Genomic DNA, 24768 nt, shown 5'->3' on the forward strand with positions numbered 1-24768 from the left:
TTCGAGCAGGGGAGGCCCCAACCCTGGTCGAAATTCTCCAAACGAGCACCGCTCGCCTGGCGAACGGTCCCCGGGGAATGGTGACAGATCAACGGCAGGGACGCGGCGCGGCCCCGGCCCGGCCCCGGCCCGGAACCGCCCACTCTACCGGGCCGGGTATCCGGGGGTCAGTGCTCCGTCCGGGACGTGACCAGTTCGGTGAGGACGCCGTGGCAGTCCTTCGGGTGCAGGAAGGTGATCCGGGACCCCATCGACCCGGTCCTGGGCTCGTCGTACAGCACTCGTACGCCCTTCCCGCGGATGTCCGCGGCGTCCCCGTCCACGTCCGCGGTCCCGAAGGCGATGTGGTGGACACCCTCACCGTTCTTGGCCAGCCACTTGCCCACGGCCGAGTCCTCACGGGTCGGCTCCAGCAGCTGGAGGTACGAGGCTCCGCCGTCGGACGTATCGTTGATCTTGAGCATGGCCTCCCGTACGCCCTGCTCCTCGTTGATCTCGGAGTGGAACACTTCGAAGCCGTAGGTCGAGCGGTAGAACTCGACGGTTTTGTCGAGGTCGAAACAGGCGATCCCGATGTGGTCGATTCGCGTCAGCATGGAACCAGTGCAACGCCCCGCAGATGGTTACGCAACGTGCGCGCGATCACACCCGCTGCCGGATGACGGGCGCGGTACCGCTCAGTACATTCATGTAAACCCTCGTTCACTCCTCACCCCTAGGGGCCGTGCCCATGTCAGGAACGACCGGTACCACCACCTCTGTGATCGTCGCGGGCGCCCGGACGCCCATGGGCCGGCTCCTCGGCTCCCTCAAGTCCTTCTCCGGAGCCGACCTCGGCGGCGTCGCCATCAAGGCCGCGCTGGACCGGGCCGGCATCGGCGGCGACCAGGTCGAGTACGTGATCATGGGCCAGGTGCTCCAGGCCGGGGCCGGGCAGATCCCGGCGCGCCAGGCCGCCGTCAAGGCCGGCATCCCGATGAACGTTCCCGCGCTCACCATCAACAAGGTGTGTCTGTCCGGGCTCGACGCGATCGCGCTCGCCGACCAGCTGATCCGTTCCGGTGAGTTCGACGTCGTGGTGGCCGGTGGCCAGGAGTCCATGACGAACGCGCCGCATCTGCTCCCGAAGTCCCGCGAGGGCCACAAGTACGGTGCGATCGAGATGCTCGACTCGATGGCGTACGACGGCCTGACCGACGCGTACGAGAACATCCCGATGGGCCAGTCGACGGAGACGCACAACACCCGCCTCGGCCTGAAGCGCGCGGAGCAGGACGAGATCGGCGCCCTGTCGCACCAGCGTGCCGCCGCCGCCCAGAAGAACGGCATCTTCGAGGCCGAGATCACCCCGGTCGAGATTCCGCAGCGCAAGGGCGACCCGGTCCTGTTCTCCAAGGACGAGGGCATCCGCGCCGAGACGACCGTCGAGTCGCTCGGCAAGCTGCGCCCCGCCTTCGCCAAGGACGGCACGATCACCGCGGGTACCTCCTCGCAGATCTCCGACGGCGCCGCCGCTGTTGTCGTCATGAGCAAGGCCAAGGCCGAGGAGCTGGGCCTGGACTGGATCGCCGAGATCGGCGCCCACGGCAATGTGGCGGGACCGGACAACTCGCTCCAGTCGCAGCCGTCCAACGCGATCCGGCACGCCCTGAAGAAGGACGGCCTGGAGGTCGGCGACCTCGACCTGATCGAGATCAACGAGGCGTTCGCCGCCGTCGCCGTCCAGTCGATGAAGGACCTCGGCGTCACGTCCGACAAGGTGAACGTCAACGGCGGCGCCATCGCGCTCGGCCACCCCATCGGGATGTCCGGCGCCCGTGTCGTACTGCACCTCGCCCTGGAGCTGAAGCGCCGCGGCGGCGGCACCGGTGCGGCGGCGCTGTGCGGCGGCGGCGGTCAGGGTGACGCGCTGATCATCCGCGTCCCCAAGTAGAGACAGCCCACCCAGAGACAGCCCTACGAGTGAACGGAGCGGTGATGGTGGACGTCCCCACCCTGGTCGAGCAGGCGCGGGAGGGCAGGCCGCGGGCCGTGGCCCGGCTGATCTCCCTGGTGGAGGGGGCTTCGCCGCAACTGCGCGAGGTGATGGCGGCCCTGGCACCGCTGGCCGGGAACGCGTACGTCGTCGGCCTCACCGGCTCGCCGGGTGTCGGCAAGTCGACATCGACGTCCGCGCTGGTCTCCGCGTACCGGCGGGCCGGGAAGCGGGTCGGCGTCCTCGCCGTCGACCCGTCCTCGCCGTTCTCCGGGGGTGCGCTCCTCGGTGACCGGATCCGGATGTCGGACCACGCGTCCGACCCGGGCGTCTACATCCGTTCCATGGCCACCCGCGGCCATCTCGGCGGCCTCGCCTGGTCGGCCCCGCAGGCGATCCGGGTGCTGGACGCGGCGGGCTGCGACGTGATCCTCGTGGAGACGGTCGGTGTCGGTCAGTCGGAGGTGGAGATCGCCTCCCAGGCCGACACCTCCGTCGTCCTGCTGGCACCCGGCATGGGCGACGGCATCCAGGCGGCGAAGGCCGGAATCCTGGAGATCGGCGATGTGTACGTCGTCAACAAGGCCGACCGGGACGGCGCCGACGCCACCGCCCGCGAGCTCAACCACATGCTGGGGCTCGGGGAGACCCGGGGGCCCGGCGACTGGCGCCCGCCGATCGTGAAGACGGTCGCGGCCCGGGGCGAGGGCATCGACGAGGTCGTCGAGGCCCTGGAGAAGCACCGGGCGTGGATGGAGGAGCACGGGGTGCTGACCCAGCGGCGCACCAAGCGCGCGGCCCACGAGGTCGAGACCATCGCCGTCACCGCCCTGCGCGAGCGGATCGCGGACCTGCACGGCGACCGCCGCCTGGACGCGCTCGCCGAACAGATCGTGGCGGGCCGGCTCGACCCGTACGCGGCGGCCGACGAACTGGTGGCGGGGCTCACCGGCCAGGAGTGATCCACGAGACGGTTCCGGGGCGGCGTGCGGGCCGGTCCGGAACCGTGCGGTGGATCAGTCGTCGTCGCCGGCGTTGTCGTCGTCCCGGTCGACCGTGACCTTCCCGTTCCCGGCGTCGACGGTCAGCTCGTACCCCTTGCCGTCCTTGCCCTTGATGTCGACGTCCCAGCGCAGCGCGCCGCCACGGCGGTCGTCGTCGTCATCGTCGTCGTTGTCCAGGTCGACCGACGTCACCGTGCCGGGCCGCTCCGCGAGAGCGGCGTCGATCGCGGAGTTCAGGGGGACGGCCGCGGACCTGGGCGCGTGCCGGTCCCGGTCGTCGTTGTCGTCGTCCTCGCGGTCCGCGAGCACCTTCGCCTCGAACGCGTCGACGGTCACGTCGTGCCAGATCTTGTCGGAGCCGTACACGTCGAGCTCCCAGACGAGGTGGTCGTCGTCGTCCTCGTCGTCCAGCTCGGCCTCGGTGACCGTGCCGGGGACCGTCCGGAGCGCGGCGGCGGTGGCCTCGTCGACGGTGATCACCGTGCCGGTGGCCCGGCCGCTCCCGCTGTCGGCGGTCTTCGTACCGCTGCTCGTGCCGCTGCGGTCGTCGTCGCCCGCGAACGCTGCGGTGGCGACGGCTCCGCCGCCGACGAGTACCGCCGCGGTGACCGCTGCGATGGCGATGTTGCGCTTCATGAGGGTTCCTCCCCGAGTGCTGTCCGGTTCGACGTGACCCACACTGCCGGGGCGATGCTGAACGCAGCCTGAAGCCACCTGAAGGTGTCTTCAGGTTGGGTTTGCGACTCTGTGCGTATGCGCCTGTTGATCGTGGAGGACGAGAAGCGGCTGGCGATGTCCCTGGCCGGGGGACTCACCGCCGAAGGTTTCGCCGTGGATGTCGTGCACGACGGCCTCGAAGGGCTGCACCGGGCCGGTGAGGGGACGTACGACCTCGTCGTCCTCGACATCATGCTGCCCGGCATGAACGGCTACCGGGTCTGCGCCGCCCTGCGCGCGGCAGGCCACGACGTACCGATCCTGATGCTGACCGCCAAGGACGGGGAGTACGACGAGGCGGAGGGGCTCGACACCGGCGCCGACGACTACCTGACCAAGCCGTTCAGTTACGTCGTGCTGGTCGCCCGGGTCCGGGCCCTGCTGCGCAGGCGCGGCAGTGGCTCCGCCTCGCCCGTCCTGACCGTCGGCTCCCTGCGCATGGACACCGCCGCCCGGCGGGTCCACCGGGGCGAGGAGGAGATCGCGCTGACCGCCAAGGAGTTCGCCGTACTGGAGCAGCTCGCCCTGCGGGCGGGCGCGGTGGTGAGCAAGGCGGACATCCTGGAGCACGTCTGGGACTTCGCCTACGACGGCGACCCGAACATCGTCGAGGTCTACATCAGCGCCCTGCGGCGCAAGCTCGGCGCGGGTGCGATCCGTACGGTACGCGGCGCGGGCTACCGCCTGGAGGCGCTGTGAGGTCCGTACGGGCCAGGGCCGCGCTGGGGGCCACGCTGGTCGTCGCGGTCGCGCTGATCGGCGCCGGGCTCGCCGTGCTCCTCGTCCTGCGCGCCAACCTCACCGACCGGGCGGGCCTGGAGGCCGAGGTGGCCGCGCGTGAGGTGGCGGGGCAGCTGGCGCTCGGCAGGACGTACGACGAGCTGGAGATGGGGGACGAGGACACCACCCCGGTGCAGGTCACGGACGAGGAGGGGCGGCTGGTGGCCGCCTCCAAGGACCTGGAGGCGGTCTCCGGGACCGGTACGGAGCAGGTCGTCCCGGTGCCTTCGGCCTCGGCGCGGACTTCCGGCGACGACGGCGAAGGCGATGACGACGACGGTGACGACGAGGGCAGCCGCGACGACCCGGCGCGTCGTGAAGTCTCGTCCGACGAACCGGACTTCGTGAACGGCACCGCGACGGTCGACGGCGAGACGGGGGACTACCGGTTCGCCGCCGTCGAGGCGACGACATCCACCGGGCTGACCCTCACGGTCCACGCCGGCGCCCCGCTCGCGGCCGAGCAGGAGGCCGTGAGCACCGTCCGCGGCGCCATGCTGACGGGACTGCCCGTCCTGCTGCTCGTCGTCGCCGGGGTGACCTGGCTGGTGACCCGGCGGGCGCTGCGCCCGGTCGAGGGCATCCGGCGGGAGCTGGCCGCGATCACGGCGTCCGAGGATCTGGGCCGGCGGGTGCCGGAGCCCGGCTCGCGCGACGAGATCGCGAGGCTGGCCCGTACCACCAACGAGACGCTGACCGTGCTGGAGGCCTCGGTGGACCGGCAGCGGCGCTTCGTCGCCGACGCCTCGCACGAGCTGCGCAGCCCGATCGCCTCGCTGCGCACCCAGCTGGAGGTGGGCGCGGCCCATCCGGAGCTGCTGGATGTGCCCGGGGCGGTCGCCGACACCGTACGGCTTCAGGATCTGGCGGCCGATCTGCTGCTGCTGGCCCGGCTGGACGCGGGGGAGCGGCCCGGTCGTTCGGCGGTCGATCTGGGCGCGCTGGTACGTGAGGAGGTGTCGCAGCGCACGGGCGACCGGATTCCGGTCGCGGTGTCCGTGGGGGACGCGGGATCTCTCGAAGTGAGCGGTTCGCGTGGGCAGTTGGCCCGGGTGATCGGCAATCTGCTGGACAATGCCGAGCGTCATACGGAGAGTTCGGTCACCGTGTCGGTGACCGCGGACCGGGACGCGGTGCTCGTCGAGGTCGCGGACGACGGGGCGGGCGTGCCGGAGGCGGAGCGGGAGCGCATCTTCGAGCGGTTCGTACGGCTGGACGACGCGCGCAGCCGGGACGACGGCGGGGCGGGTCTGGGGCTCGCCATCGCGAGGAACGTGGCGGCCCGCCACGGCGGCACGCTGATGGTGGACGAGTCGCCGGAGGGCGGCGCGCTGTTCCGCCTCCGGCTGCCCCGGTCCACGTAAGGCCTGCCGCTACGGCTTGCCGCGGCGTCCGCGCAGATGGTCCGCGACCGGCGCCAGTGCGGCGTGCAGTTCTGCCAGGGCCTCCGGCGACAGCAGGTCCATGAAGTGCTTGCGCACCGACGCGACATGGTGCGGCGCGACCTTCTGCATGGTCTCCGAGCCGAGCTCGGTGAGCACCGCGTACAGCCCGCGCCGGTCGGACTCGCAGTTCTCGCGGCGGACCAGGCCCGCGGTCTCCATGCGGGTGATCTGGTGCGAGAGCCTGCTCTTGGACTGGAGCGTGGACGCGGCGAGGTCGCTCATCCGCATGCGCTGGTCGTCCGATTCCGACAGGTTGACCAGGATCTCGTAGTCGTTGTTGGTCAGGCCGAACGGCTGGAGGTCCTTCTCCAGCTGGTGCATCAGCAGCCTGCTGACGTCCAGGTGGGTGCGCCAGGCGCACTGCTCAGCGTCGCTCAGCCAGCGAGTGGCCGTCTCGGTCTCCATGTATGGATTCTACCTAAGAAGTTGAAAGCCGGACGAAATGTGAGGGTGTGACGCCCGGCACCTGTGCGCGCGCCTGACCCCCGGCGGCCCGGAAGGCAAGGACCGAAGGCTGGGCGCAGACGTTCGACGTCACACTCCGCAGCCTACCGTTCACAAACCGAAGCGACGCTGGAGGTCCCCCAGCTGGCCGGGCAGACGGGGCGCGGAGCCATGTTGACCCGCACCACCCGCACCGGGCGAGTGCTGCCCGCCGCCCGGCACCCCGGCCTGCTGCGGCACGACGCCCGTCGCCTGCTCGGCCATGAGCACCTCGGTCGACTGGAGCAGCACCGTGCCCGCCCCGACGAACTCGAACTGGTGCTCCTCGCCCGACGCCCCGCCGACCCCCGTCAGCGACCGCAGCCCGCCCATCACGCCCGACATATAGCCGTGGTCGTAGTGGTGGCACGGCGAGGGGCAGTCCGCCCAGCCCACCAGCGCCTGCGGGTCGACCCGCATCGGCGGCTCCATGAACACCACCGGACCGTTGGACGCGGCCACGAACTTCCCCGTACCGATCAACGTCACGAAGCCCGGCACGATCGACTGCTTCAGCGCCAGCGTCGGCTGGTAGGCCAGCAGATTGCCGGACCGGATCGTCAGATTCCCGTTCTCCAGGTCGAACGAGTTCACATCGAAGGCCCGGTCCGCGAGCAGCATCTTGCCGCTGCCCTCGGCCACCACCCAGTCGCTCGCGTGCAACGGCGAGTGGAAGCTCGTACGGATCAGCCGCTCGAAACGGCCGTGCCCGATGCCGTTGAACTCGATGCGCCCGTAGTAGGCGATCATCTTGCCCTTCTGCAGGAACCACTGGCTCCCCTTGAGCTCCACGCAGAAGGTGTACGCGTTGACGTTGTCGTCCGACGGCAGGGTCATCGGGTCGTGGATCACGGGCGAGCTCACAGTTTCTCCTCCGACGCCTGGACGTACACCGCGCCATTGCCGCTGAGCTCCAGCTGGAACGCCTCGCCGGAGCCGCGCCCCACCATGTCGCGCCAGCCGAGCGCGGTGGAGAGCTTGTTGCGTACGTCGCCGTGGTGGGCGACGTACGCCTGCGGGTCCACATGCACCTCGCGGCCCGGCGTGATCGGCAGCTCGATCACGCCGCCGTGTGCCATCACCGCGACCGAGCCGTGGCCCTTGAGGCTGGTGGTGAACAGGCCCTGCCCGGTCACCTGGCCGCGCACCATGCCCATGACCCCGCCCTGGGAGCCCATGAACATCGTGCCCTGCTGGAGCGTCCCGTCGAAGGCGAGCAGCCGGTCGGCCTCCACGTAGAGGGTGTCGCCGGTCAGGCCGATCACCTGGATGTGGTGGCCGCCGTGGCCGAACATCACCGTGCCGTTGCCCTCGACCGTCATCAGCGGGGTCGCCTCGTTGGCCACCCGCCGGCCGATCATCGAGGCCAGGCCGCCCTGACCGCCCTGCATGTTCGGGGTGAACGAGACATCGCCGCGGTAGGCGAGCATCGCGCCGCGCTGGCTGTACATCTTCTGGCCGGGGACCACCGTGGCCTCGACCATCTTCGAGTTGATCTCACGGAACGGCATCAGACATCGCCCCCGAGGGTGTTGCGCTCGCTGGGCTGCACGTAGACCAGGCCCTCGCCCTCGAAGCGGATCTGGAACGACTCGCCCGAGCCCTCGCCCATGAGCGTGCGGAAGTTCACCCCGGACTGGAAGTGCTGCTGGAGGTTGCCCTGATGGGCGATGTAGGCGCCCGGGTCGACGCTCAGCGGGTACTGGGTCGTCACCCGCAGCACCACCGCCGTGCCGTCCGACATGATCGCCGCCTGGCCGGTGCCCTCGACGGTCGTGGTGAACAGGCCGTTGCCGCCCGCCCCGCCGCGCAGACCGGTGAAGCTGGTGCCGGTGCGCAGGCCGCCGTCGGTGGCCAGCAGATTGCTCGCCTCGACGTACAGCTTGTCGCCCCGCAGGGTGACCAGGCTTATCTCGCTCGCCCGGTCCGCGAAGTAACAGGTGCCCTGACCCGTCACCTCCATCATGGTCATCTGCTCGCCGGTCAGCCGGCGGGTCACCATGCCGCGTATGCCCTCACCGCCGCCGGACATTTTTTTGAAGGCCATCCGGCCGTCGTACGCGACCATCGAGCCGTTCTTCGCCTTGACGCCGTCGCCGGTGAGGTCGACGGCGAGCGTCTTGCCGTTCTGGAGCCTGAACATTGCCACGGTGTGACGGTAGCGGGCGGGGCGCGGAGCGGACAGGGGTCATTTGTCCTCAAGGGCGAGAAACCGCCCCCGCCGCCCTGGGCGCGAGCGGCCGGTGCCACAATGGGTGCTGCTTGTGCCTGCGTTCACAAGCTGTCACGACACTCCCACCGAAGGTGCCCCCGTGGACATCAAGACCGCTTCCGCCCTGCACCGGCTGCGCCTCATCTCGATTCCCGAGGCGCTCTCCTTCCCGGCGCTCATCCTCTTCGGCTCGATCCTCAGCCGTGTCTCGGACATCGACTTCCTGATGATGCCGCTCGGCATCATCCACGGCGTGCTGTTCGTGATCTACGCCGTGCTGCTGCTGGACGTGTGGGTCAAGGCCAAGTGGCCGCTGAAGCGCGTCGCGCTGTTCTTCCTGCTCGCGCTGCTGCCCTTCGGCGGGCTGTACGGCGACAAGCTCATCAAGCGGTACGAGTCCAACGGCGTCATCGCCGGCCGCGCCCGCCGCGAAGGTGTGGTCAGCGCATGATCGTCGCCTTCTCCGTCTCCCCGGTCGGTGCCGGCGAGGACGTCGGCGAGTACGTCGCCGACGCGGTGCGGGTCGTCCGCGAGTCCGGGCTGCCCAACCGGACCGACGCCATGTTCACCTCCATCGAGGGTGAGTGGGACGAGGTCATGGATGTCGTCAAGCGGGCCGTCGCCGCGGTCGAGGCACGCGCCGGACGCGTCTCCCTGGTACTGAAGGCCGATATCCGTCCGGGCGTCACCGACGGCCTGACGTCCAAGGTCGAGACCGTGGAACGGCACCTGGCGGGCTGATGCTCCGCCGTCTCCCGTAGCCCTGCGTTCACCCGATAGGCCCCCGCCGCCACACGGCCGGGGGCCTCTCGCGTTCCGATTCAAAAACCGCTCACTCGGACCTGTCGAGTCGACACGCCGTTGGGAGTCCCCTTCTGTGGGGATACCAACCCGTTCGACACTTGGAGGCACGGTGCGGTCGGAGGGCTACGACTACGAAACCCACAGCCGGCTGGCGGGTCCGCTCACCGAGCCGGACGCGACGGGATACCGGGTGCGGTACCGGAGTCTGCTGTCGACGGAGAAGCACCGAATAAGGGCAGTCCTCCTGATGACACTCGCCCCGGTGCTCACCGGGCTATTGCTCCTGTACCTGGTCTGGCCCACGCACTGGACCGAACGCGAGGGCGGCGAGCGCTGGCTGGTCTGGGCCGACGCGGTGATGCTCGCGTCCATCGGCCTGATCGAGCTGTTCATGCTGGTCAACGTCGTCTCGGTGGCGCACGCCACGCTGGTCGCGCGGGACCCGGTCCCGGTCACGCCCGAGCCCGGCACCCGGGTCGCGTTCCTCACCACGTACGTACCCGGCAAGGAACCGCTCTCGATGGTGCGGGCCACGCTCCAGGGCGCCGTGCGGATGCACCACGCGGGGCCGCTGGACATCTGGCTGCTCGACGAGGGCGACGACCCGGCGGCCCGGATGCTCTGCGCCGAACTGGGCATCCACCACTTCACCCGGAGCGGGGTGCCCGAGTGGAACCGTAAGAAGGGCGTCCACAAGGCGCGGACGAAGCACGGCAACTACAACGCCTGGCTCGCCATGCACGGGCACGGTTACGACTTCTTCGCCTCCGTCGACACCGACCACGTCCCGATGCCCAACTTCCTGGAGCGGATGACCGGCTACTTCCGGGACCCCGACATCGCCTTCGTCGTCGGACCGCAGGTCTACGGCAACTACGACTCGGCCGTCACCAAGGCCGCCGAGTCGCAGCAGTTCCTCTTCCACGCGCTGATCCAGCGCGCGGGCAACCGCTACGGCGCCCCGATGTTCGTCGGCACCAACAACGTCGTACGCATCGACGCCCTGCGCCAGGTCGGCGGACTGTACGACTCGATCACCGAGGACATGGCGACCGGCTTCGAGATCCACCGCCGCCGCAACCCCCTGACCGGACAGTTCTGGCGCTCCGTCTACACCCCCGACGTGCTGGCCGTCGGCGAGGGGCCTGCCTCCTGGACCGACTTCTTCACCCAGCAGCTGCGCTGGTCGAGGGGGACGTACGAGACGCTGTTCCGGCAGTACGGGAAGGCGCTGTTCCGGGTCCCGCCCGGCCGGCTCCTCAGCTACACGCTGATGCTCGTCTACTACCCCATGACCGCGGTCAACTGGCTGCTGGGCGTGCTGAGCTGTGTGCTGTTCCTCTGGCTCGGAGCCTCCGGCACCCAGGTCGCCGCCTCGATCTGGCTGATGCTCTACAGCGACGCGGCCGCGCTCCAGATCGGGCTCTACCTCTGGAACCGCCGCCACAACGTCTCCCCGCACGAGCCCGAGGGGTCGGGCGGTCTCGCGGGCATGGCGATGTCGGCGCTCTCCGCGCCCATCTATCTGAAGTCGCTCGGCTCCGCCGTGCTGCGTACCAACGGCCGGTTCGTCGTCACGCCCAAGGGCGGCCAGACCAGCCCCGACCGGCTCCTCACGTTCCGCATCCACCTCTTCTGGGCGTTCGTGCTCGTGAGCTCGCTCATCGCGTCCGTCCAGCTGGGCCACACCCACGCGGCGATGCGCACGTGGGCCGTACTGGCCCTCGCCATCTCGCTGTCGCCCGTCGCGGTGTGGTCGTGGACGAACTGGCAGGACCGCCGCAGCCTGGCCCGCAAGGCCGCGCCCGTACCGGTGGAGGCGCCGGAGCCCGAGCCCTCCTTCGTCACGACCACCACCACGGCATCGGCGCCCACGACATCGACCACCGCCGCGTCCACCACCACCGCAGGAGGGAACTGAGCCATGGCCTACACGCCCACGAAACGGATGAGGAAGACGCTCCTGGGCGGCGGTGCCATCGTGGTGCTCGCCGGGCTGAACGCCCCGGCCGCACTCTCCTTCGCCGAGGACCAGTACCACGCGTACAAGATCGACCAGCCGGGGTACAAGGCTCAGTATGGCTCCTGGGACCGCGTGAACATCCCGGACGAATACCGTACGAACGCGATCCACGCCGCCCTGCTGCACACCGGCAAGGTCCTGATCGTCGCCGGCTCGGGCAATGACGAGAAGAGCTTCGACGAGGGCACGTTCGACACGGTCCTGTGGGACCCGAAGGCGAACACCTTCAAGAAGATCTCCACTCCCGAGGACTTCTTCTGCGGTGGCCACGCGGCGCTCCCGGACGGACGGCTGCTGATCGCGGGCGGCACCGCGCGCTACGAGGTCCTCGACGACAAGGTGGAGCGGGCCGGCGGCGGCATGCGCGTCAAGAACGAGAACCCGGACAAGCCCCTCACTCTCAAGAAGGGCACCGTCTTCCGTTCGCCGTCCGGCGTCGAGTACGTCTCGCAGTTCGATGTGACCGTGCCGAAGGCCAAGCGCGAGTTCGAGGTCGACTACTTCAAGAGCGGCCAGATGAAGCCGTGGAAGACCAAGGTGACCGCCGCGGAGGCACGGGTCTTCGTGGAGTCGCTGAAGGACGGTCCGCAGGCGGTGACGACCGAGGCCGCGCAGTACGAGATCGAGGGCCTCAAGGGCAAGGCCGCCGACAACTCGTACGGTCTCGCCGAGAAGATCACCATGGACAAGCAGGACTTCCAGGGGATCAGGGCGGCGTACGAGTTCGATCCGACGGCCGAGAAGTACATCCAGGTCGACCCGATGAAGGAGGCCCGCTGGTATCCGACGCTCGTGGGCCTGGAGGACGGCAAGGTGCTCGCCGTGTCCGGCCTCGACGACGTGGGCGCGATCCTGCCGGGCGACAACGAGATCTACGACCCGAAGACGAAGAAGTGGTCCAAGGGACCCTTCCACTACTTCCCGACCTACCCCGCGCTCTTCCTCACCAAGGGCGGCAAGCTTTTCTACCCGGGTGCCAACGCCGGTTACGGGCCCGCCGACAAGGGCCGGGTCCCCGGGGTGTGGGACCTGAAGAAGAACACCTTCACCGAGGTCGACGGGCTCACCGACACCGACGCGACCGAGACGGCGGCCTCCCTGATGCTGCCGCCCGCCCAGGACCAGAAGGTGATGATCCTCGGCGGAGGCGGGGTGGGCGAGTCCAAGAAGTCGACCGCGCGCACCGCGATCGTCGATCTCAAGGAGGACAGCCCGGTGTTCAAGGAGGGGCCGGACCTTCCGCAGGGCACCCGCTATCTGAACAGCGTGATCATGCCCGACGACACGGTCTTCACCAGCGGCGGATCGGCGGACTACCGGGGCCGCGGCGCCAGCAACATCCTCAAGGCGCAGTTCTACAACCCGAAGTCCAACGCCTTCGAGGAGGCCGCCGAGCCGACCGTCGGCCGTAACTACCACTCGGAGGCACTGCTGCTGCCCGACGGGCGGGTGGCGACCTTCGGTTCCGACTCGCTCTACGGCGACAAGGACAACACCAAGCTCGGCAAGTTCGAGCAGCGCATGGAGGTCTACACCCCGCCCTATCTGCACGGGAAGGGCGAGCGGCCGGTGATCGGGGCGGGACCCCAGGACATCGAGCGGGGCGGCAGCGCCACGTTCGAGGTCACCGACCCCGCGAGCATCGCGACCGCCCGGCTGATGCGGCCGAGCGCCGTCACCCACACCACGGACGTCGAGCAGCGCTCGGTCGAACTCGGCCTGAGGCAGGGCGAGGGCGGGGTGACGGTAACCGTGCCGGACGACAGCACGCTGGTGCCGCCCGGCTGGTACATGCTCTTCGTCACCGACACCGAGGGAACGCCGTCCGAGGCGAAGTGGGTCAAGGTCGGCTGACGGCGGGCTCTACGGCTTCGCCCTGTCGGCCAGGCCCAGGGCGTAGTCCGGCCACCAGGTGCCCGCCGACGGGCCGCCGCGGCAGTCGCCGTCCGAGTCCCCGGGCCGCTTGATCCACAGGTAGGCGTCCAGAGCCTCGTCGCCGGTGCGGGTGGTCGGGGGAGTGCCCAGGGCCCGGCCGGGCGGGTTGCACCACGCTTCGGCACGGTCACCGGACAGGGGGCCGTTGCCGTTGCGGCTGGTGTCGATCACATAGTGGGCGCCGCCGACCAGGGCGGAGAGCCTGGCTCCGTACGACTTCACCGTGGCATTGGTCTGGAAGTTGGCGACGTTGAGCGCGAAGCCGTCGGCCCGGTCGATACCGGCACGCTTGAGCGGATCGACCATCTTGGCCGGGTCGTTGATCCAGTCGGGGTTGCCCGCGTCCAGATAGACCTTGGTCCGCGGGAGCTTCTTCAGGGTGTCCACGGCCTCGGCCAGCAGCGAGAAGCGCTCCTCGTGGTTCTCCGCCGGGGTGCAGCCGTCCACGATGTGCGGGAGCGCGTCGGGCTCCAGGATCACGGTGGCCGGGGCTTTCCCGATGGCGCCGGCGAACTCGCCGATCCACCAGCGGTAGAAGCCCGCGTCGGTGGCCCCGCCCGCGGAATACGCTCCGCAGTCGCGGTGCGGGATGTTGTACGCGACCAGCAGCACGCTCGCGTCGGTCTTGGCCGCGCTGCGCACCGCGGTACGGATCTCGGCGGCCGGCTCGTCACCACGGGGCCAGTCCGCGACCGGGCGGCTGGAGATCCGTTTGAGGGTCTTGGCGTCCTCGGTGCGGCCCAGCTTCTCCCAGGTGCGCACCTGACGGGCGGCGTCGCTGTTCGGGTCCACCCAGTACGGAGCGGCGGCGCTCGGCGCGGCCTCCCCCCGGATCGGTCCGGCGTCGGTGGGCGCGTCCCGGGAGCCGGGCGAGGGCGAGGAACAGCCCGCCGCCAGGGTGGCGGTGAGGACCGCGATGGTGAGTACAGGCAAGATTCTGCGGCCGGACATCCAGCCCCCTCGGACAGTGGCGCACGGGCAGGCAAGGGCATAGGCATGGCACAGGCATGGAAGATCATGCACAAGCGGGAGCAATCGTGACACAACGGTCACTGTGAGTGGTGGTCCGACACCGCCAGCGCGATCCCGAGCGGAGTGCGCTCGTACAGCACCTGATGCCCGTACCGCCGCGACGTCAGCAGCCCTGCCGCGCGCAGCACCGACAGATGCTCCGATACGGAGGAGGGGGCGAGGGAGAGCCGGTGCGCCAGCACGCTCGTACCGGCCGGTTCGTCCAGTGCGCAGAGCACGTCCGCGCGGGCCCGGCCGAGGAGCCGGGCGAGGGTGGCGGGGGTACGTTCGCCGGCCTCCGTCCACAGTCCGCCGATGCCACGGGCCGGGTAGATGACCGCGGGCTGCCAGGGTTTTTCGTACCCGCCGACCACCTCGGGCCAGACGAAGACGCTCGGCATCAGGACCAGTCCCTGGCCGCCCAGGACCCGGGTGTGGTCTCCGTTCGTCCCGACGACCGTGAGGGTGGAGTCCGTCCAGCGCAGCCGCGGACTCACCTCGCCGAGCAGCCGCTCGAAGCCGACCTCGGCGAGGCGGCGCGAGTGGTAGGCGATGTCCGCCTCCAGCAGGGCGCGCAGCCGGGGCCAGTGCGGCTCGACCAGGACGTGCCAGGCCTGCTCCAGCAGGTCGGCCAGCTCCTGGACGGCCCGCGCGGGATCGGCGAGCAGCCGCTGCCCGACGGCGGAATCCAGGCCGCCCGGCCGGTCAGCGAGCGCCAGTGCCATGTCCTCACGCGCCATCGCGGGGTCGACCGCCCGCACCTGCGCGATCTCCTCCGCGAAGGTGGTGACAGGGCCGCGGGGCGGCGGGCAGAAGAAGTCCGGGTTGTGCCCGCGATCCGGCATCAGCAGCCACAGCGGTGCGAGGTCCAGACCCGCTGCGCCCTCGCGGATCCGGCGAAGCCAGGGCAGGTGGTAGCCGTGCCGCCCGGGCCGGGAGAGCGTGCGCACCGCCTCCTGGGTCTCCCAGAGAGGCGACAGCGCGAACCGGCAGCGGAGCAGGTCGCTCTCGTCGAAGTGCAGATGGAACGGCATGCTCCGGCTCCCGGACTTTCGGTGTGAGCCGAAAGTCTACGGAGGCGTGGGCCTGCCCCGGCAAGCTGCGTCCATGCCGAGCGACACCAACACCCCTGCGGGCAGCGCCCGCGACGAGCCCGCCTCCGAGGTGCCGTCTCCGGCCACGATCCCGGAGCGCGCCGCCCACCCCGACCCGGGCCCCGCGGACGCGCTCCGGGAGCCCGAGACGGAGGGCGCCGCACAGGGCTACCCGGCCGTGTTCGCGGTGCGGGAGTTCCGGGCCGTGTTCGCCGCGCACCTGCTGTCCCTGCTCGGTGTCGTGGTCAGCGAGCTCGCACTCACCTTCCTCGTCTACGACCTCACAGGTTCGCCCCTGCTCAGCGCCCTCACCTTCGCGCTCGGCTTCCTCCCGTACCTCGTCGGCGGCACGCTCTTCGCCGGCGTCGCCGACCGCTACCCGGCCCGCCGGGTCCTCGTCACCTGCGACCTGATCTGCGCCGGCTGCGTCGCCGTCATGGTGCTGCCCGGCACGCCCGTCGCCGGGCTGCTGGCTCTGCGCTGCCTGGTCGCCGCCGTGTCACCGGTGTTCACCGGGACGCGGATGGCCGCCCTCACCGACATCCTCGGCGACGGGGAGCTCTACGTACTGGGCCGCTCGCTGCTCCGGATCGTCTCGCAGAGCGCGCTGCTCATCGGCTTCGGCGTCGGCGGTGTGCTCCTCGCCGCGCTGACGCCGCGCGGAGCCATCACCATCACCGTGGTCACGTTCCTCTGCTCGGCGCTGCTCCTGCGCTTCGGCACCCGCGACCGGCCCGCCCGCACGGGCGGCGAGGGCGGCGGCGCCCTGCTGAAGGACTCGCTGTCCGGCGCCCGTATCGTCCTCGCCGACCGCAGGATCCGGGCCCTGATGCTCCTCTTCTGGGTGCCCACCATGTTCGTCGTCGCCCCGGAGGCGTTGGCCGCCCCGTACGCGGACGCGATCGACGTCGGTCCCGCAGCGCTCGGGCTGATGATGTGCGCCATGGCGGTCGGCCATATCGGTGCGGAGCTGTACGCGGGGTCCGTACTCAGTCCCCGTGCCCGTTCCCGGATCGTGCTGCCGGTCGCGGCCCTCGGACTCGTACCCCTGGTGCTGTACGCGGTGCGGCCCGGGATGACCCTGACCGTGGTCGCCCTCCTGCTGGCCGGTGCGGGCGGTGCGTACGTCATCGGGCTCGACCAGTGGTTCGTCGACGCCGTCCCGCAGGAGCTGCGGGGCCGGGCCATGACCCTGCTCACGGCCGGTCTGATGACGGTTCAGGGCATCGGGATGGCGCTGGCCGGGCTCGCCGCGGAGTTCTTCCCGGTCCATCAGGTCGTCGCCGGGGCCGGGGTGATCGGCACGATGTGCAGCCTCCTGCTGATCGTGGAGGTACGCAGAACCGCCCCCGAACGGGTTCCGAACAAGGTTCCGATACCGAAAGGCGAGACGGGGCTGACCGGCATGTGACCACTGGGTAAGGTCGTGCCGTGCCGAAGCCGCTCAGCCTTCCCTTCGATCCGATCGCCCGCGCCGACGAACTGTGGCAGCGCCGCTGGGGGCCCGTGCCCTCGATGGGCGCGATCACCTCGATCATGCGGGCCCAGCAGATCCTGCTGGCCGAGGTCGACGCGGCCGTCAAGCCGTACGGGCTGACCTTCGCGCGCTACGAGGCGCTGGTGCTGCTCACTTTCTCCCAGGCGGGGGAGCTGCCGATGTCCAAGATCGGCGAGCGCCTGATGGTGCACCCCACATCCGTGACGAACACCGTCGACCGGCTGGTCAGATCCGGCCTCGTGGACAAGCGCCCCAACCCGAACGACGGCCGCGGAACCCTCGCCTCCATCACGGACAAGGGCCGCGAGGTCGTCGAGGCGGCCACCCGGGACCTGATGGCCATGGACTTCGGGCTCGGGGTGTACGACGCCGAGGAGTGCGCCGAGATCTTCGCGATGCTGCGCCCGCTGCGGGTGGCGGCCAAGGACTTCGAGGACTGACAGGTACGGTCCAGGGGCGCTGCAAGATCGCCCCGGCCGTCCGGCTACGCTCGACGGCATGAAACGCAGCGTGCTGACCCGCTATCGGGTGATGGCCTACGTCACCGCCGTCATGTTGATGATCCTGTGCGTGTGCATGGTCTTCAAGTACGGATTCGACACCGGCGAGGGCCTGACCTTCGCGGTCTCGCAGCTCCACGGTGTCCTGTTCATCATCTACCTGGTCTTCGCCTTCGACCTCGGCTCCAAGGCGAAGTGGCCGGTCGGCAAGCTGCTGTGGGTGCTGATCTCGGGCACCATCCCGACGGCCGCCTTCTTCGTCGAGCGCAAGGTCGTCCGCGAGGTCGAGCCGCTGATCGCCGGGGCCTCGTCCGAGTACGTCAAGGCCTGATCCGCACCACCCCGAACCGCCCCGTGCAAAGCACCGGGCGGTTTGCCATCGACATTTACTAGGACGTCCTAGTAAATTCGAACCATGGACGCTGACGCGATTGAGGAAGGCCGCCGACGCTGGCAGGCCCGTTACGACAAGGCCCGCAAGCGCGACGCGGACTTCACCACGCTCTCCGGAGACCCGGTGGAGCCCGCGTACGGGCCACGCCCCGGCGATACGTACGAGGGGTTCGAGCGGATCGGCTGGCCCGGCGAGTACCCCTTCACCCGGGGCCTCTACCCGACCGGCTACCGCGGCCGGACCTGGACCATCCGCCAGTTCGCCGGTTTCGGCAACGCCGAGCAGACGAACGAGCGCTACAAGATGATCCTGGCCGCCGGCGGCGGCGGACTCAGTGTCGCCTTCGACATGCCGACCCTGATGGGCCGCGACTCCGACGAGTCCCGCTCGCTCGGCGAGGTCGGGCACTGCGGTGTGGCCATCGACTCCGCGGCCGACATGGAGGTCCTGTTCAAGGACATCCCGCTCGGCGACGTCACGACGTCCATGACGATCAGCGGCCCCGCCGTGCCCGTCTTCTGCATGTACCTGGTCGCCGCCGAGCGCCAGGGTGTCGACCCGGCCGTGCTCAACGGCACGCTCCAGACCGACATCTTCAAGGAGTACATCGCGCAGAAGGAGTGGCTCTTCCAGCCCGAGCCCCACCTGCGCCTCATCGGCGACCTGATGGAGCACTGCGCCCGCGACATCCCCGCGTACAAGCCGCTCTCGGTCTCCGGGTACCACATCCGCGAGGCCGGAGCGACGGCCGCGCAGGAGCTCGCGTACACCCTCGCCGACGGCTTCGGCTACGTGGAGCTCGGCCTGTCCCGCGGTCTGGAGGTCGACACCTTCGCCCCCGGACTCTCCTTCTTCTTCGACGCGCACCTCGACTTCTTCGAGGAGATCGCCAAGTTCCGCGCGGCCCGCCGGATCTGGGCCCGCTGGATGAAGGAGGTGTACGGGGCGAAGACCGACAAGGCGCAGTGGCTCCGCTTCCACACCCAGACGGCCGGGGTCTCCCTCACCGCGCAGCAGCCGTACAACAACGTCGTCAGGACCGCGGTCGAGGCCCTGTCCGCCGTACTCGGCGGCACGAACTCGCTCCACACCAACGCCCTCGACGAGACCCTCGCGCTCCCCTCCGAGCAGGCCGCGGAGATCGCGCTGCGCACCCAGCAGGTGCTGATGGAGGAGACCGGCGTCGCCAACGTCGCGGACCCGCTGGGCGGTTCCTGGTACGTCGAGCAGCTCACCGACCGTATCGAGGCCGACGCCGAGAAGATCTTCGACCAGATCAAGGAACGCGGCACGCGCGTGCACCCGGACGGCCGGCACCCCATCGGGCCGATGACCTCCGGCATTCTGCGCGGCATCGAGGACGGCTGGTTCACCGGCGAGATCGCCGAGTCCGCCTTCCAGTACCAGCGTTCACTGGAGAAGGGCGACAAGCACGTCGTCGGCGTCAACGTGGCACTCGGCTCCGTCACCGGCGACCTGGAGATCCTGCGGGTCAGTCACGAGGTCGAGCGCGAGCAGGTGGCCGAGCTCGGCCGCCGCAAGGCCCGCCGTGACGACGCCAAGGTCCGCAGCTCCCTGGACGCGATGCTGGCCGCCGCTCGCGACGGCTCGAACATGATCGCGCCGATGCTGGACGCCGTACGCGCGGAGGCGACCCTCGGCGAGATCTGCGGAGTCCTGCGCGAGGAGTGGGGCACCTACACGGAGCCGCCCGGCTTCTGACCCGTCCGGTCCTGACCTGACGCGGCGGCGCCCAGCCCCGCGAGCAGCAGCACGGTGAAGCGCTGGGCCCAGTCGGCATCGACGGGCTCGGCGCTCACCAGTGCCCGGTGCACCACGGCCCCGGCGATCACATCGAAGATCAGATCCGCGGTCCGCGCCGCCGTGGCCGCGTCGGGCTCGGCGGGCAGCTCGCCGCGTGCCTGGGCCCGCTCCCGCCCCAGGAGCACCAGGCGCTTCTGCCGTTCCACGATCGAGTCCCGGATGCGGGTCCGCAGCGCCTCGTCGCGGGTGGACTCCGCGACCACCGCCATCAGCGCGGTCTTGGTCTCCGGCCGCTCCAGCAGGTTGGCGAACTGGAGCACCACTCCCTGCACATCGGCCGACAGGCTGCCCAGATCGGGGAGTTCCAGCTCGTCGAAGAGGACCGCGACGGCATCCACCACCAGCTCGTTCTTGCCCGCCCAGCGCCGGTAGAGCGTCGTCTTGGCGACCCCCGCGCGCAGGGCCACATCGCCCATCGTCAGCTTGGACCAGCCGAGATCGACGAGGGACGCACGGGTCGCCTCCAGGATCGCCTCGTCCGCCGCTGCACTGCGCGGACGCCCGGTTCGAGCGGCTGTCGGGTGGCTGTGGCTGAGCATCCCGCGACCATACCCGCCGGTAAGTACGGACGGTTGTGCGCGGTCGGCGTGAGACAGATCACCGGTACCTCCTGCCCCGGAGGCGTACCCGGCAGTTACGCTACGGGTCGTAGCGTAAGGACGACGGTTCACACCGGCCTCACGCCACGACCGATCGACAGCCACAGGAGCCGGGTGGGGACCCGGCACCGAAACAGGGGCTTTCAGTAGCCCCGGGACCGTGTCTGTCCGCGCGCCACGCACACCGGCGGAGGCTGCGGACGGAGCCGGTTCTCGTATCGCTTTCCGGAACGGCATGCCCAGGGGGGAGGATGTACGTATGCAGCCTAGGAACATGTCCATGAGCGGCGTCGTCGACCTCGGCGCCGTCAAAGCGGCCGGTGAGGCCAGGGCCAAGGCCGAGCAGGCCCGTGCCGAGGCCTCCCGGCAGGGCGGCGGCGGTGCCGCGGCCCCCAGCTCCCTCGTGATCGACGTCGACGAAGCGGGCTTCGAGCGCGACGTGCTGACCCGCTCCTCCGAGGTTCCCGTCGTCATCGACTTCTGGGCCGAGTGGTGCGAGCCGTGCAAGCAGCTCGGGCCGCTGCTGGAGCGCCTGGCCGTCGAGTACAACGGCCGCTTCGTGCTGGCCAAGGTCGATGTCGACGCCAACCAGATGCTGATGCAGCAGTTCGGCATCCAGGGCATCCCGGCGGTCTTCGCAGTCGTCGCAGGGCAGGCCCTCCCGCTCTTCCAGGGCGCGGCCCCCGAGGCCCAGATCCGCGAGACCCTCGACCAGCTGATCCAGGTCGGCGAGGAGCGCTTCGGCCTCACCGGAATCGTCGTCGACCCCTCGGCGCAGGGCGAGGACGCGGCGGGCCAGGCGCCGGCCGAGGTACCCGCGGGCCCGTACGACGCACTGCTGGAGGCGGCGGCGCAGGCCCTGGACGCCAACGACTTCGGCGGCGCCGTCCAGGCGTACAGGAACGTGCTCGCCGACGACCCGGCCAACGTCGAGGCCACGCTCGGCCTGGCCCAGGCCGACCTGCTGGGCCGCGTCCAGAAGATGGACCCGCAGCAGGTGCGCAAGGACGCCGCCGAGAAGCCGGACGACGTGAAGGCGCAGATCGACGCAGCCGACCTGGACCTCGTGGGCGGTCACGTCGAGGACGCGTTCGGGCGCCTCGTGGAGGCCGTCCGCCGCAACTTCGGCGACGACCGGGACGCCGCGCGGGTGCGGCTCCTGGAACTGTTCGAGGTCATCGGACCGGACGACCCCCGGGTCACCGCCGCGCGCGCGGCCCTCGCACGCGTCTTGTTCTGAGGTGACAACACGGCCGTGGCGCCCTCGGGCACCACGGCCGTTTTCGCGTCCGGGGAGCTAAGAGACCCCTCCGCTTTACCAAATCTTGACAAAGATGCGAACTGTTACTCGTAGTAAGTCGCACCCTGGGATCTGTCCGCTTAAGGGCCCCATTCTCCTTATTCCGGTGTCCGCTTGACACCACCCTGTGTGGCCGGTCGATGCCCCCCTGTCGCGGCTCGGTTATCGGGCCGTTACTAGCGAGTAACGAACCCCCTTGTGTCACGGGCGTGAATGCACCACGATCGGCCAGGCTCGGTCCAATACCGCCAGCCCGACGGCCAGTCGGGACCTGCGGCTCTGTTGGGTCCCCACCGGGTGGGTCGGCGGCAGTGGCGCCGATCGCGGACAGGGGGGTTCCTGCCGTTCGGCAGGGCCTGTCCGGAACCGGTTGCGCAGAAGCGTGACCAGTGGTTGTCGCTCGGGGGTGATCGCCGGTGATTCGGAAGCGGTACGCGCCTCCGGTCCGGGCGCTCTCCTTCCCGAGGACGTAGCACTTCTCCCATCCCAGGACGGGCACGAGCCCGACCGGAGATGTACGTCCGAGAAGGAGGAAATTTATGAGTTCCCAAGTCCGCGGTGGGACGAGATGGAAGCGCTTCGCTCTGGTCATGGTGCCGAGCGTCGTCGCGACCGCCGCTGTGGGTGTCGGTCTCGCGCAGGGTGCGCTCGCCGCGTCCTTCGCCGTGTCCGGCCAGAGCTTCAAGGTCAGCACGGACAAGCTCGTCGGTGAGGACTTCGTCCAGTACGGCAGCGTCGCTGTCGGTACGGACCTGGAGGGCAAGAAGGCCGCCCATCCGGTGGCGGTGTCCGGCTTCAGCAAGGCCACGATCACCAACATGTGCCAGTCGGTGGTCACGCCCAACCTGCCCTTCGGTCTCGGCAGCGTCAGCCTGGAGCTGAGCGCCGGTACGGACCCGAAGAAGCCGGTGAAGGCGACCAACCTTTACCTGGATATCGCTCAGCTCGACGCCGACGCGTACTTCGAGCAGATCGACATCGGTGTTGCGGCGGGTTCCCTGGACGACCCGAACAAGCCCGGGGGCATAGGCATTCAGCCCAAGACCCAGGCCAACCCGAACGGCTTCGGGCAGCGCGCCGACAAGGCCACGCTGACCAATGTGGAGCAGACGGCCTGGGCGACCACGGCCGGCACCTTCCGGCTCAGCAACCTGAGTCTGAAGCTGCACAAGGGCGTCAAGGAGTGCTTCTAAGCACTCGCCCGGGTGGCCGGAACGTTCCCTGAGAGCCTCCGGCCGCCCACCCTTTTCTCTTTCTCACAGCAGTACCGGTTCCAGGGAGCTGTTTTCCATGAGCCCCGAGTCCACAGGGCAGAACGAGCACTACCTCACCGTCTTCCGGCGGGGATTCCGCACCTGGCGGGGTAACCGGCCGTTCTGGGCGGGCCTGTTCACCATCGTCGGCGGTGCACCCATCGCCTACTTCCCGTACGCGAACATGCACCTCGGCAACATGACGATCGCGATGTCGACCACCGCGGGCGCCGGATCCCTCATCATCGGGGTCCTGCTGATCACGCTGGGTCTGACGATGTGGTTCCACCACATCGTGCGGGTGTTCGCCGGTGTCGCGTCGATCCTGCTGGCGCTGATTTCCATACCCGTCGCCAACATCGGCGGCTTCCTGATCGGCTTCCTGCTCTCCATGCTGGGTGGCGCGCTGTCCATCTCCTGGGCACCGGGCGAGCCGGCGGCGGCCGAGGACCCGTACGAGAAGGCCGCGCCGCAGGAGCAGCCTCAGGACGCGCACTCCGAGGACGACGCGCTGCACAGGGCGGCGGCTGTGCCCCAGCAGCAGCCGGCCGCGTACGACACGGCAGCCGAGGCCGAGGGCGGGGGGCATCGTGCGGGGTGACGACGGACAGCCGATGAACACCGTCACCGGCGAGGACCTCCACGAGCGCAAGGGACCGCGCCACGCGGCCCCGAGGAAGTCGCTGCTGACGAAGCTTCACATACCCGCGGGCAAGGCCTTCGCCCTCGCGGCGATGCCCACGGCGGTCTTCGTCGGCATGGGGCTCACCCCCAAGCTCGCGATGGCCGACGACGCCTCGGACATCCCCTTCGCTCCCGGGCCCTGTGTCACCCGCTCCGACGAGCCGAGCGAGTCGCAGGAGCCGAAGCCGACAGCGACTCCGACTCCGAGCGCCACGCCGAGCGCCGGCGCCACCGACAAGGCCGAGGAGCCGGAGGCGACCGAATCGGCCGCGCCGAAGCCCTCCGCCAGTTCGACCGCGCCCGCCACCTCGGCGCAGGACGGCAAGGCCGCGACGACGCCGACCGCGACGCCCGAGCCCACCGAGACGAAGAACCCGCTCGACCCCCTCGGTGTCGGTGACGCGCTCAAGGACATCTTCGACGGACCGGACGAGGAGACGGCGAGCCCGTCCCCGACTCCCACCACCGAGGCCCCGAAGCCCTCGGAGACCCCCGCGAGCGAGCCGGTGACCAAGCCGGTCGAGGACGCGACCGAGGGTGCGAAGGACACGGTCGACAAGACCGCCGACGCCATCCGCGACGCGGCGGACCGGGCCGGCAAGCAGGTCGAAGAGCTCGACGAGGGCGTCAAGGGCCTCGACCCGGTGAAGGACGAGGACATCCCGGACGGCGCCAAGGAGCGCTTCCCGTGTCCGACAGCCGACCCCGAGGCGCTCGCCGCGGCCGAGCTGGAGCCGGGCATCCCGCTGCTCCCGAACGAGCCGTGGGTCCTCGAATCGACGATGCTCACGCTCAACGGGCTCGACTACAAGGGCATCGTCGAGGTGAAGCGGGCGGACGGCAGCATCAAGAAGGTGCTGAAGTTCACCGCGAGCTCCATCGACATCAAGGACCTCCACCAGCTGACGGTCGGACCGGCCGGCACGACGGGCCACGTCACATCGGACAAGGGCTCCACGTCCACGATCCGCAACGGCGAGGTGACGATGTACACGGAGGAGCTGAAGGGCAACCTCTTCGGCCTCATCCCGGTCACGTTCAGCCCGGAGACCCCGCCGCCGCTGAACGTACCCTTCGCCTTCTTCACCAAGGTGAAGGTGACGCAGGCCGGACAGTTCGGCGGCTCGCTCAAGGTGCCCGGACTGTCGAACTACTTCACCGGCGGCAACAGCTAGCCGGAGCAGTCCCGTTCGGGAGCCGCAGAACGGCTGTGGGCCGCGCCTCTTCAGGAGG

The 24768-nt window shown here is 69.8% G+C and carries 24 protein-coding genes and 1 pseudogene; 16 read left to right on the plus strand and 9 right to left on the minus strand.

Going from position 1 to position 24768, the window contains the following annotated elements:
* Positions 1-167: 167 nt before the first annotated feature.
* Positions 168-596: a methylmalonyl-CoA epimerase gene (gene mce / locus ACWGO0_RS06030; protein ID WP_453528636.1), complete on the minus strand. Its 429-nt coding sequence runs from the start codon at positions 594-596 to the stop codon at positions 168-170.
* A 134-nt stretch (positions 597-730) separates the two neighbouring features.
* Between mce and ACWGO0_RS06035 the strand changes: the two genes are divergently transcribed.
* Together ACWGO0_RS06035 and meaB are read left to right on the plus strand one after the other, a co-directional pair.
* Complete coding sequence (locus ACWGO0_RS06035) at positions 731-1933, plus strand: acetyl-CoA C-acetyltransferase (RefSeq protein WP_453528639.1); 1203 nt, start codon at positions 731-733, stop codon at positions 1931-1933.
* Positions 1934-1977: 44 nt separating this feature from the next.
* Entirely contained in the window at positions 1978-2937 is a 960-nt protein-coding gene (gene meaB / locus ACWGO0_RS06040) for a methylmalonyl Co-A mutase-associated GTPase MeaB (protein ID WP_453528642.1), read from the plus strand.
* Between the two features lie 54 nt (positions 2938-2991).
* Here meaB and ACWGO0_RS06045 read toward each other — a convergent pair whose 3' ends face one another.
* Complete coding sequence (locus ACWGO0_RS06045; protein ID WP_453528645.1) at positions 2992-3615, minus strand: PepSY domain-containing protein; 624 nt, start codon at positions 3613-3615, stop codon at positions 2992-2994.
* 117 nt (positions 3616-3732) lie between these two features.
* On the opposite strand from ACWGO0_RS06045, the gene ACWGO0_RS06050 reads away from it, so the two are divergent.
* The gene (locus ACWGO0_RS06050) at positions 3733-4395 is read left to right on the plus strand and encodes a response regulator transcription factor (RefSeq protein WP_453528648.1); all 663 of its coding nucleotides are present in this window, start codon (positions 3733-3735) and stop codon (positions 4393-4395) included.
* Positions 4392-5840, plus strand: coding sequence for an ATP-binding protein (locus ACWGO0_RS06055; protein WP_453528651.1), 1449 nt, complete (start codon positions 4392-4394; stop codon positions 5838-5840). The genes ACWGO0_RS06050 and ACWGO0_RS06055 overlap by 4 nt, the downstream gene beginning before the upstream one ends.
* A gap of 9 nt (positions 5841-5849) precedes the next feature.
* On the opposite strand, the gene ACWGO0_RS06060 is transcribed toward ACWGO0_RS06055, so the two are convergent.
* The 4 genes from ACWGO0_RS06060 to ACWGO0_RS06075 form a co-directional block, all read right to left on the minus strand.
* Positions 5850-6326, minus strand: coding sequence for a MarR family winged helix-turn-helix transcriptional regulator (locus ACWGO0_RS06060; RefSeq protein WP_453528654.1), 477 nt, complete (start codon positions 6324-6326; stop codon positions 5850-5852).
* Between the two features lie 150 nt (positions 6327-6476).
* The gene (locus tag ACWGO0_RS06065; RefSeq protein WP_453528657.1) at positions 6477-7268 is read right to left on the minus strand and encodes an AIM24 family protein; all 792 of its coding nucleotides are present in this window, start codon (positions 7266-7268) and stop codon (positions 6477-6479) included.
* Positions 7265-7915, minus strand: coding sequence for an AIM24 family protein (locus ACWGO0_RS06070; RefSeq protein WP_453528660.1), 651 nt, complete (start codon positions 7913-7915; stop codon positions 7265-7267). Before ACWGO0_RS06070 ends, ACWGO0_RS06065 begins: the two co-directional genes overlap by 4 nt.
* Positions 7915-8547 (minus strand): AIM24 family protein, encoded by a 633-nt coding sequence (locus ACWGO0_RS06075; RefSeq protein ID WP_453528730.1) that lies wholly within the window; start codon positions 8545-8547, stop codon positions 7915-7917. The genes ACWGO0_RS06070 and ACWGO0_RS06075 overlap by 1 nt, the downstream gene beginning before the upstream one ends.
* 169 nt (positions 8548-8716) lie before the next feature.
* Here ACWGO0_RS06075 and ACWGO0_RS06080 point away from each other — a divergent pair, with 169 nt between their 5' ends.
* The 4 genes from ACWGO0_RS06080 to ACWGO0_RS06095 all read left to right on the plus strand — a co-directional run bounded on the left by ACWGO0_RS06080 (position 8717) and on the right by ACWGO0_RS06095 (position 13297).
* Positions 8717-9067, plus strand: a complete 351-nt coding sequence (locus ACWGO0_RS06080; protein ID WP_453528663.1) for a DUF3817 domain-containing protein — start codon at positions 8717-8719, stop codon at positions 9065-9067.
* Positions 9064-9357 carry an MTH1187 family thiamine-binding protein gene (locus tag ACWGO0_RS06085; RefSeq protein WP_453528666.1) on the plus strand — a complete coding sequence of 98 codons (294 nt, stop codon included), beginning with the start codon at positions 9064-9066 and terminating at the stop codon, positions 9355-9357. The genes ACWGO0_RS06080 and ACWGO0_RS06085 overlap by 4 nt, the downstream gene beginning before the upstream one ends.
* A gap of 172 nt (positions 9358-9529) precedes the next feature.
* Positions 9530-11341 (plus strand): glycosyltransferase family 2 protein, encoded by a 1812-nt coding sequence (locus ACWGO0_RS06090; protein WP_453528669.1) that lies wholly within the window; start codon positions 9530-9532, stop codon positions 11339-11341.
* A 3-nt stretch (positions 11342-11344) separates the two neighbouring features.
* Positions 11345-13297, plus strand: coding sequence for a galactose oxidase-like domain-containing protein (locus ACWGO0_RS06095; RefSeq protein ID WP_453528672.1), 1953 nt, complete (start codon positions 11345-11347; stop codon positions 13295-13297).
* A gap of 9 nt (positions 13298-13306) precedes the next feature.
* Here the strand turns inward: ACWGO0_RS06095 and ACWGO0_RS06100 are convergent, their stop codons facing one another.
* Together ACWGO0_RS06100 and ACWGO0_RS06105 are read right to left on the minus strand one after the other, a co-directional pair.
* On the minus strand, positions 13307-14329 hold the full coding sequence (locus tag ACWGO0_RS06100) for a glycoside hydrolase family 6 protein (RefSeq protein WP_453528675.1): 1023 nt from the start codon (positions 14327-14329) through the stop codon (positions 13307-13309).
* Positions 14330-14427: 98 nt separating this feature from the next.
* On the minus strand, positions 14428-15423 hold the full coding sequence (locus tag ACWGO0_RS06105; protein ID WP_453528678.1) for a DUF5937 family protein: 996 nt from the start codon (positions 15421-15423) through the stop codon (positions 14428-14430).
* Positions 15424-15496: 73 nt separating this feature from the next.
* On the opposite strand from ACWGO0_RS06105, the pseudogene ACWGO0_RS06110 reads away from it, so the two are divergent.
* The 4 genes and pseudogenes from ACWGO0_RS06110 to ACWGO0_RS06125 all read left to right on the plus strand — a co-directional run bounded on the left by ACWGO0_RS06110 (position 15497) and on the right by ACWGO0_RS06125 (position 19597).
* Positions 15497-16905, plus strand: a pseudogene (locus tag ACWGO0_RS06110) (MFS transporter).
* A gap of 9 nt (positions 16906-16914) precedes the next feature.
* A complete protein-coding gene (locus tag ACWGO0_RS06115) occupies positions 16915-17421 on the plus strand; it encodes a MarR family winged helix-turn-helix transcriptional regulator (RefSeq protein WP_453528681.1) in 507 nt (168 codons plus the stop codon).
* Between the two features lie 58 nt (positions 17422-17479).
* A complete protein-coding gene (locus tag ACWGO0_RS06120) occupies positions 17480-17812 on the plus strand; it encodes a DUF3817 domain-containing protein (protein WP_453528684.1) in 333 nt (110 codons plus the stop codon).
* Between the two features lie 84 nt (positions 17813-17896).
* Positions 17897-19597 (plus strand): acyl-CoA mutase large subunit family protein, encoded by a 1701-nt coding sequence (locus ACWGO0_RS06125; protein ID WP_453528687.1) that lies wholly within the window; start codon positions 17897-17899, stop codon positions 19595-19597.
* Here ACWGO0_RS06125 and ACWGO0_RS06130 read toward each other — a convergent pair.
* On the minus strand, positions 19573-20238 hold the full coding sequence (locus ACWGO0_RS06130; protein ID WP_453528689.1) for a TetR/AcrR family transcriptional regulator: 666 nt from the start codon (positions 20236-20238) through the stop codon (positions 19573-19575). The two genes, ACWGO0_RS06125 and ACWGO0_RS06130, sit on opposite strands and share 25 nt — an antisense overlap.
* A gap of 340 nt (positions 20239-20578) precedes the next feature.
* Here ACWGO0_RS06130 and ACWGO0_RS06135 point away from each other — a divergent pair, with 340 nt between their 5' ends.
* From ACWGO0_RS06135 to ACWGO0_RS06150, 4 genes are all read left to right on the plus strand, one after another.
* Complete coding sequence (locus ACWGO0_RS06135) at positions 20579-21538, plus strand: tetratricopeptide repeat protein (RefSeq protein ID WP_453528692.1); 960 nt, start codon at positions 20579-20581, stop codon at positions 21536-21538.
* 599 nt (positions 21539-22137) lie between these two features.
* Positions 22138-22791, plus strand: a complete 654-nt coding sequence (locus ACWGO0_RS06140; RefSeq protein WP_453528695.1) for a DUF6230 family protein — start codon at positions 22138-22140, stop codon at positions 22789-22791.
* Between the two features lie 97 nt (positions 22792-22888).
* Positions 22889-23452 carry a DUF6114 domain-containing protein gene (locus ACWGO0_RS06145; RefSeq protein ID WP_453528698.1) on the plus strand — a complete coding sequence of 188 codons (564 nt, stop codon included), beginning with the start codon at positions 22889-22891 and terminating at the stop codon, positions 23450-23452.
* Positions 23442-24710 carry a hypothetical protein gene (locus tag ACWGO0_RS06150; RefSeq protein ID WP_453528701.1) on the plus strand — a complete coding sequence of 423 codons (1269 nt, stop codon included), beginning with the start codon at positions 23442-23444 and terminating at the stop codon, positions 24708-24710. Before ACWGO0_RS06145 ends, ACWGO0_RS06150 begins: the two co-directional genes overlap by 11 nt.
* Positions 24711-24768: the final 58 nt, after the last annotated feature.

This window comes from Streptomyces sp. NPDC055749, assembly GCF_053617235.1.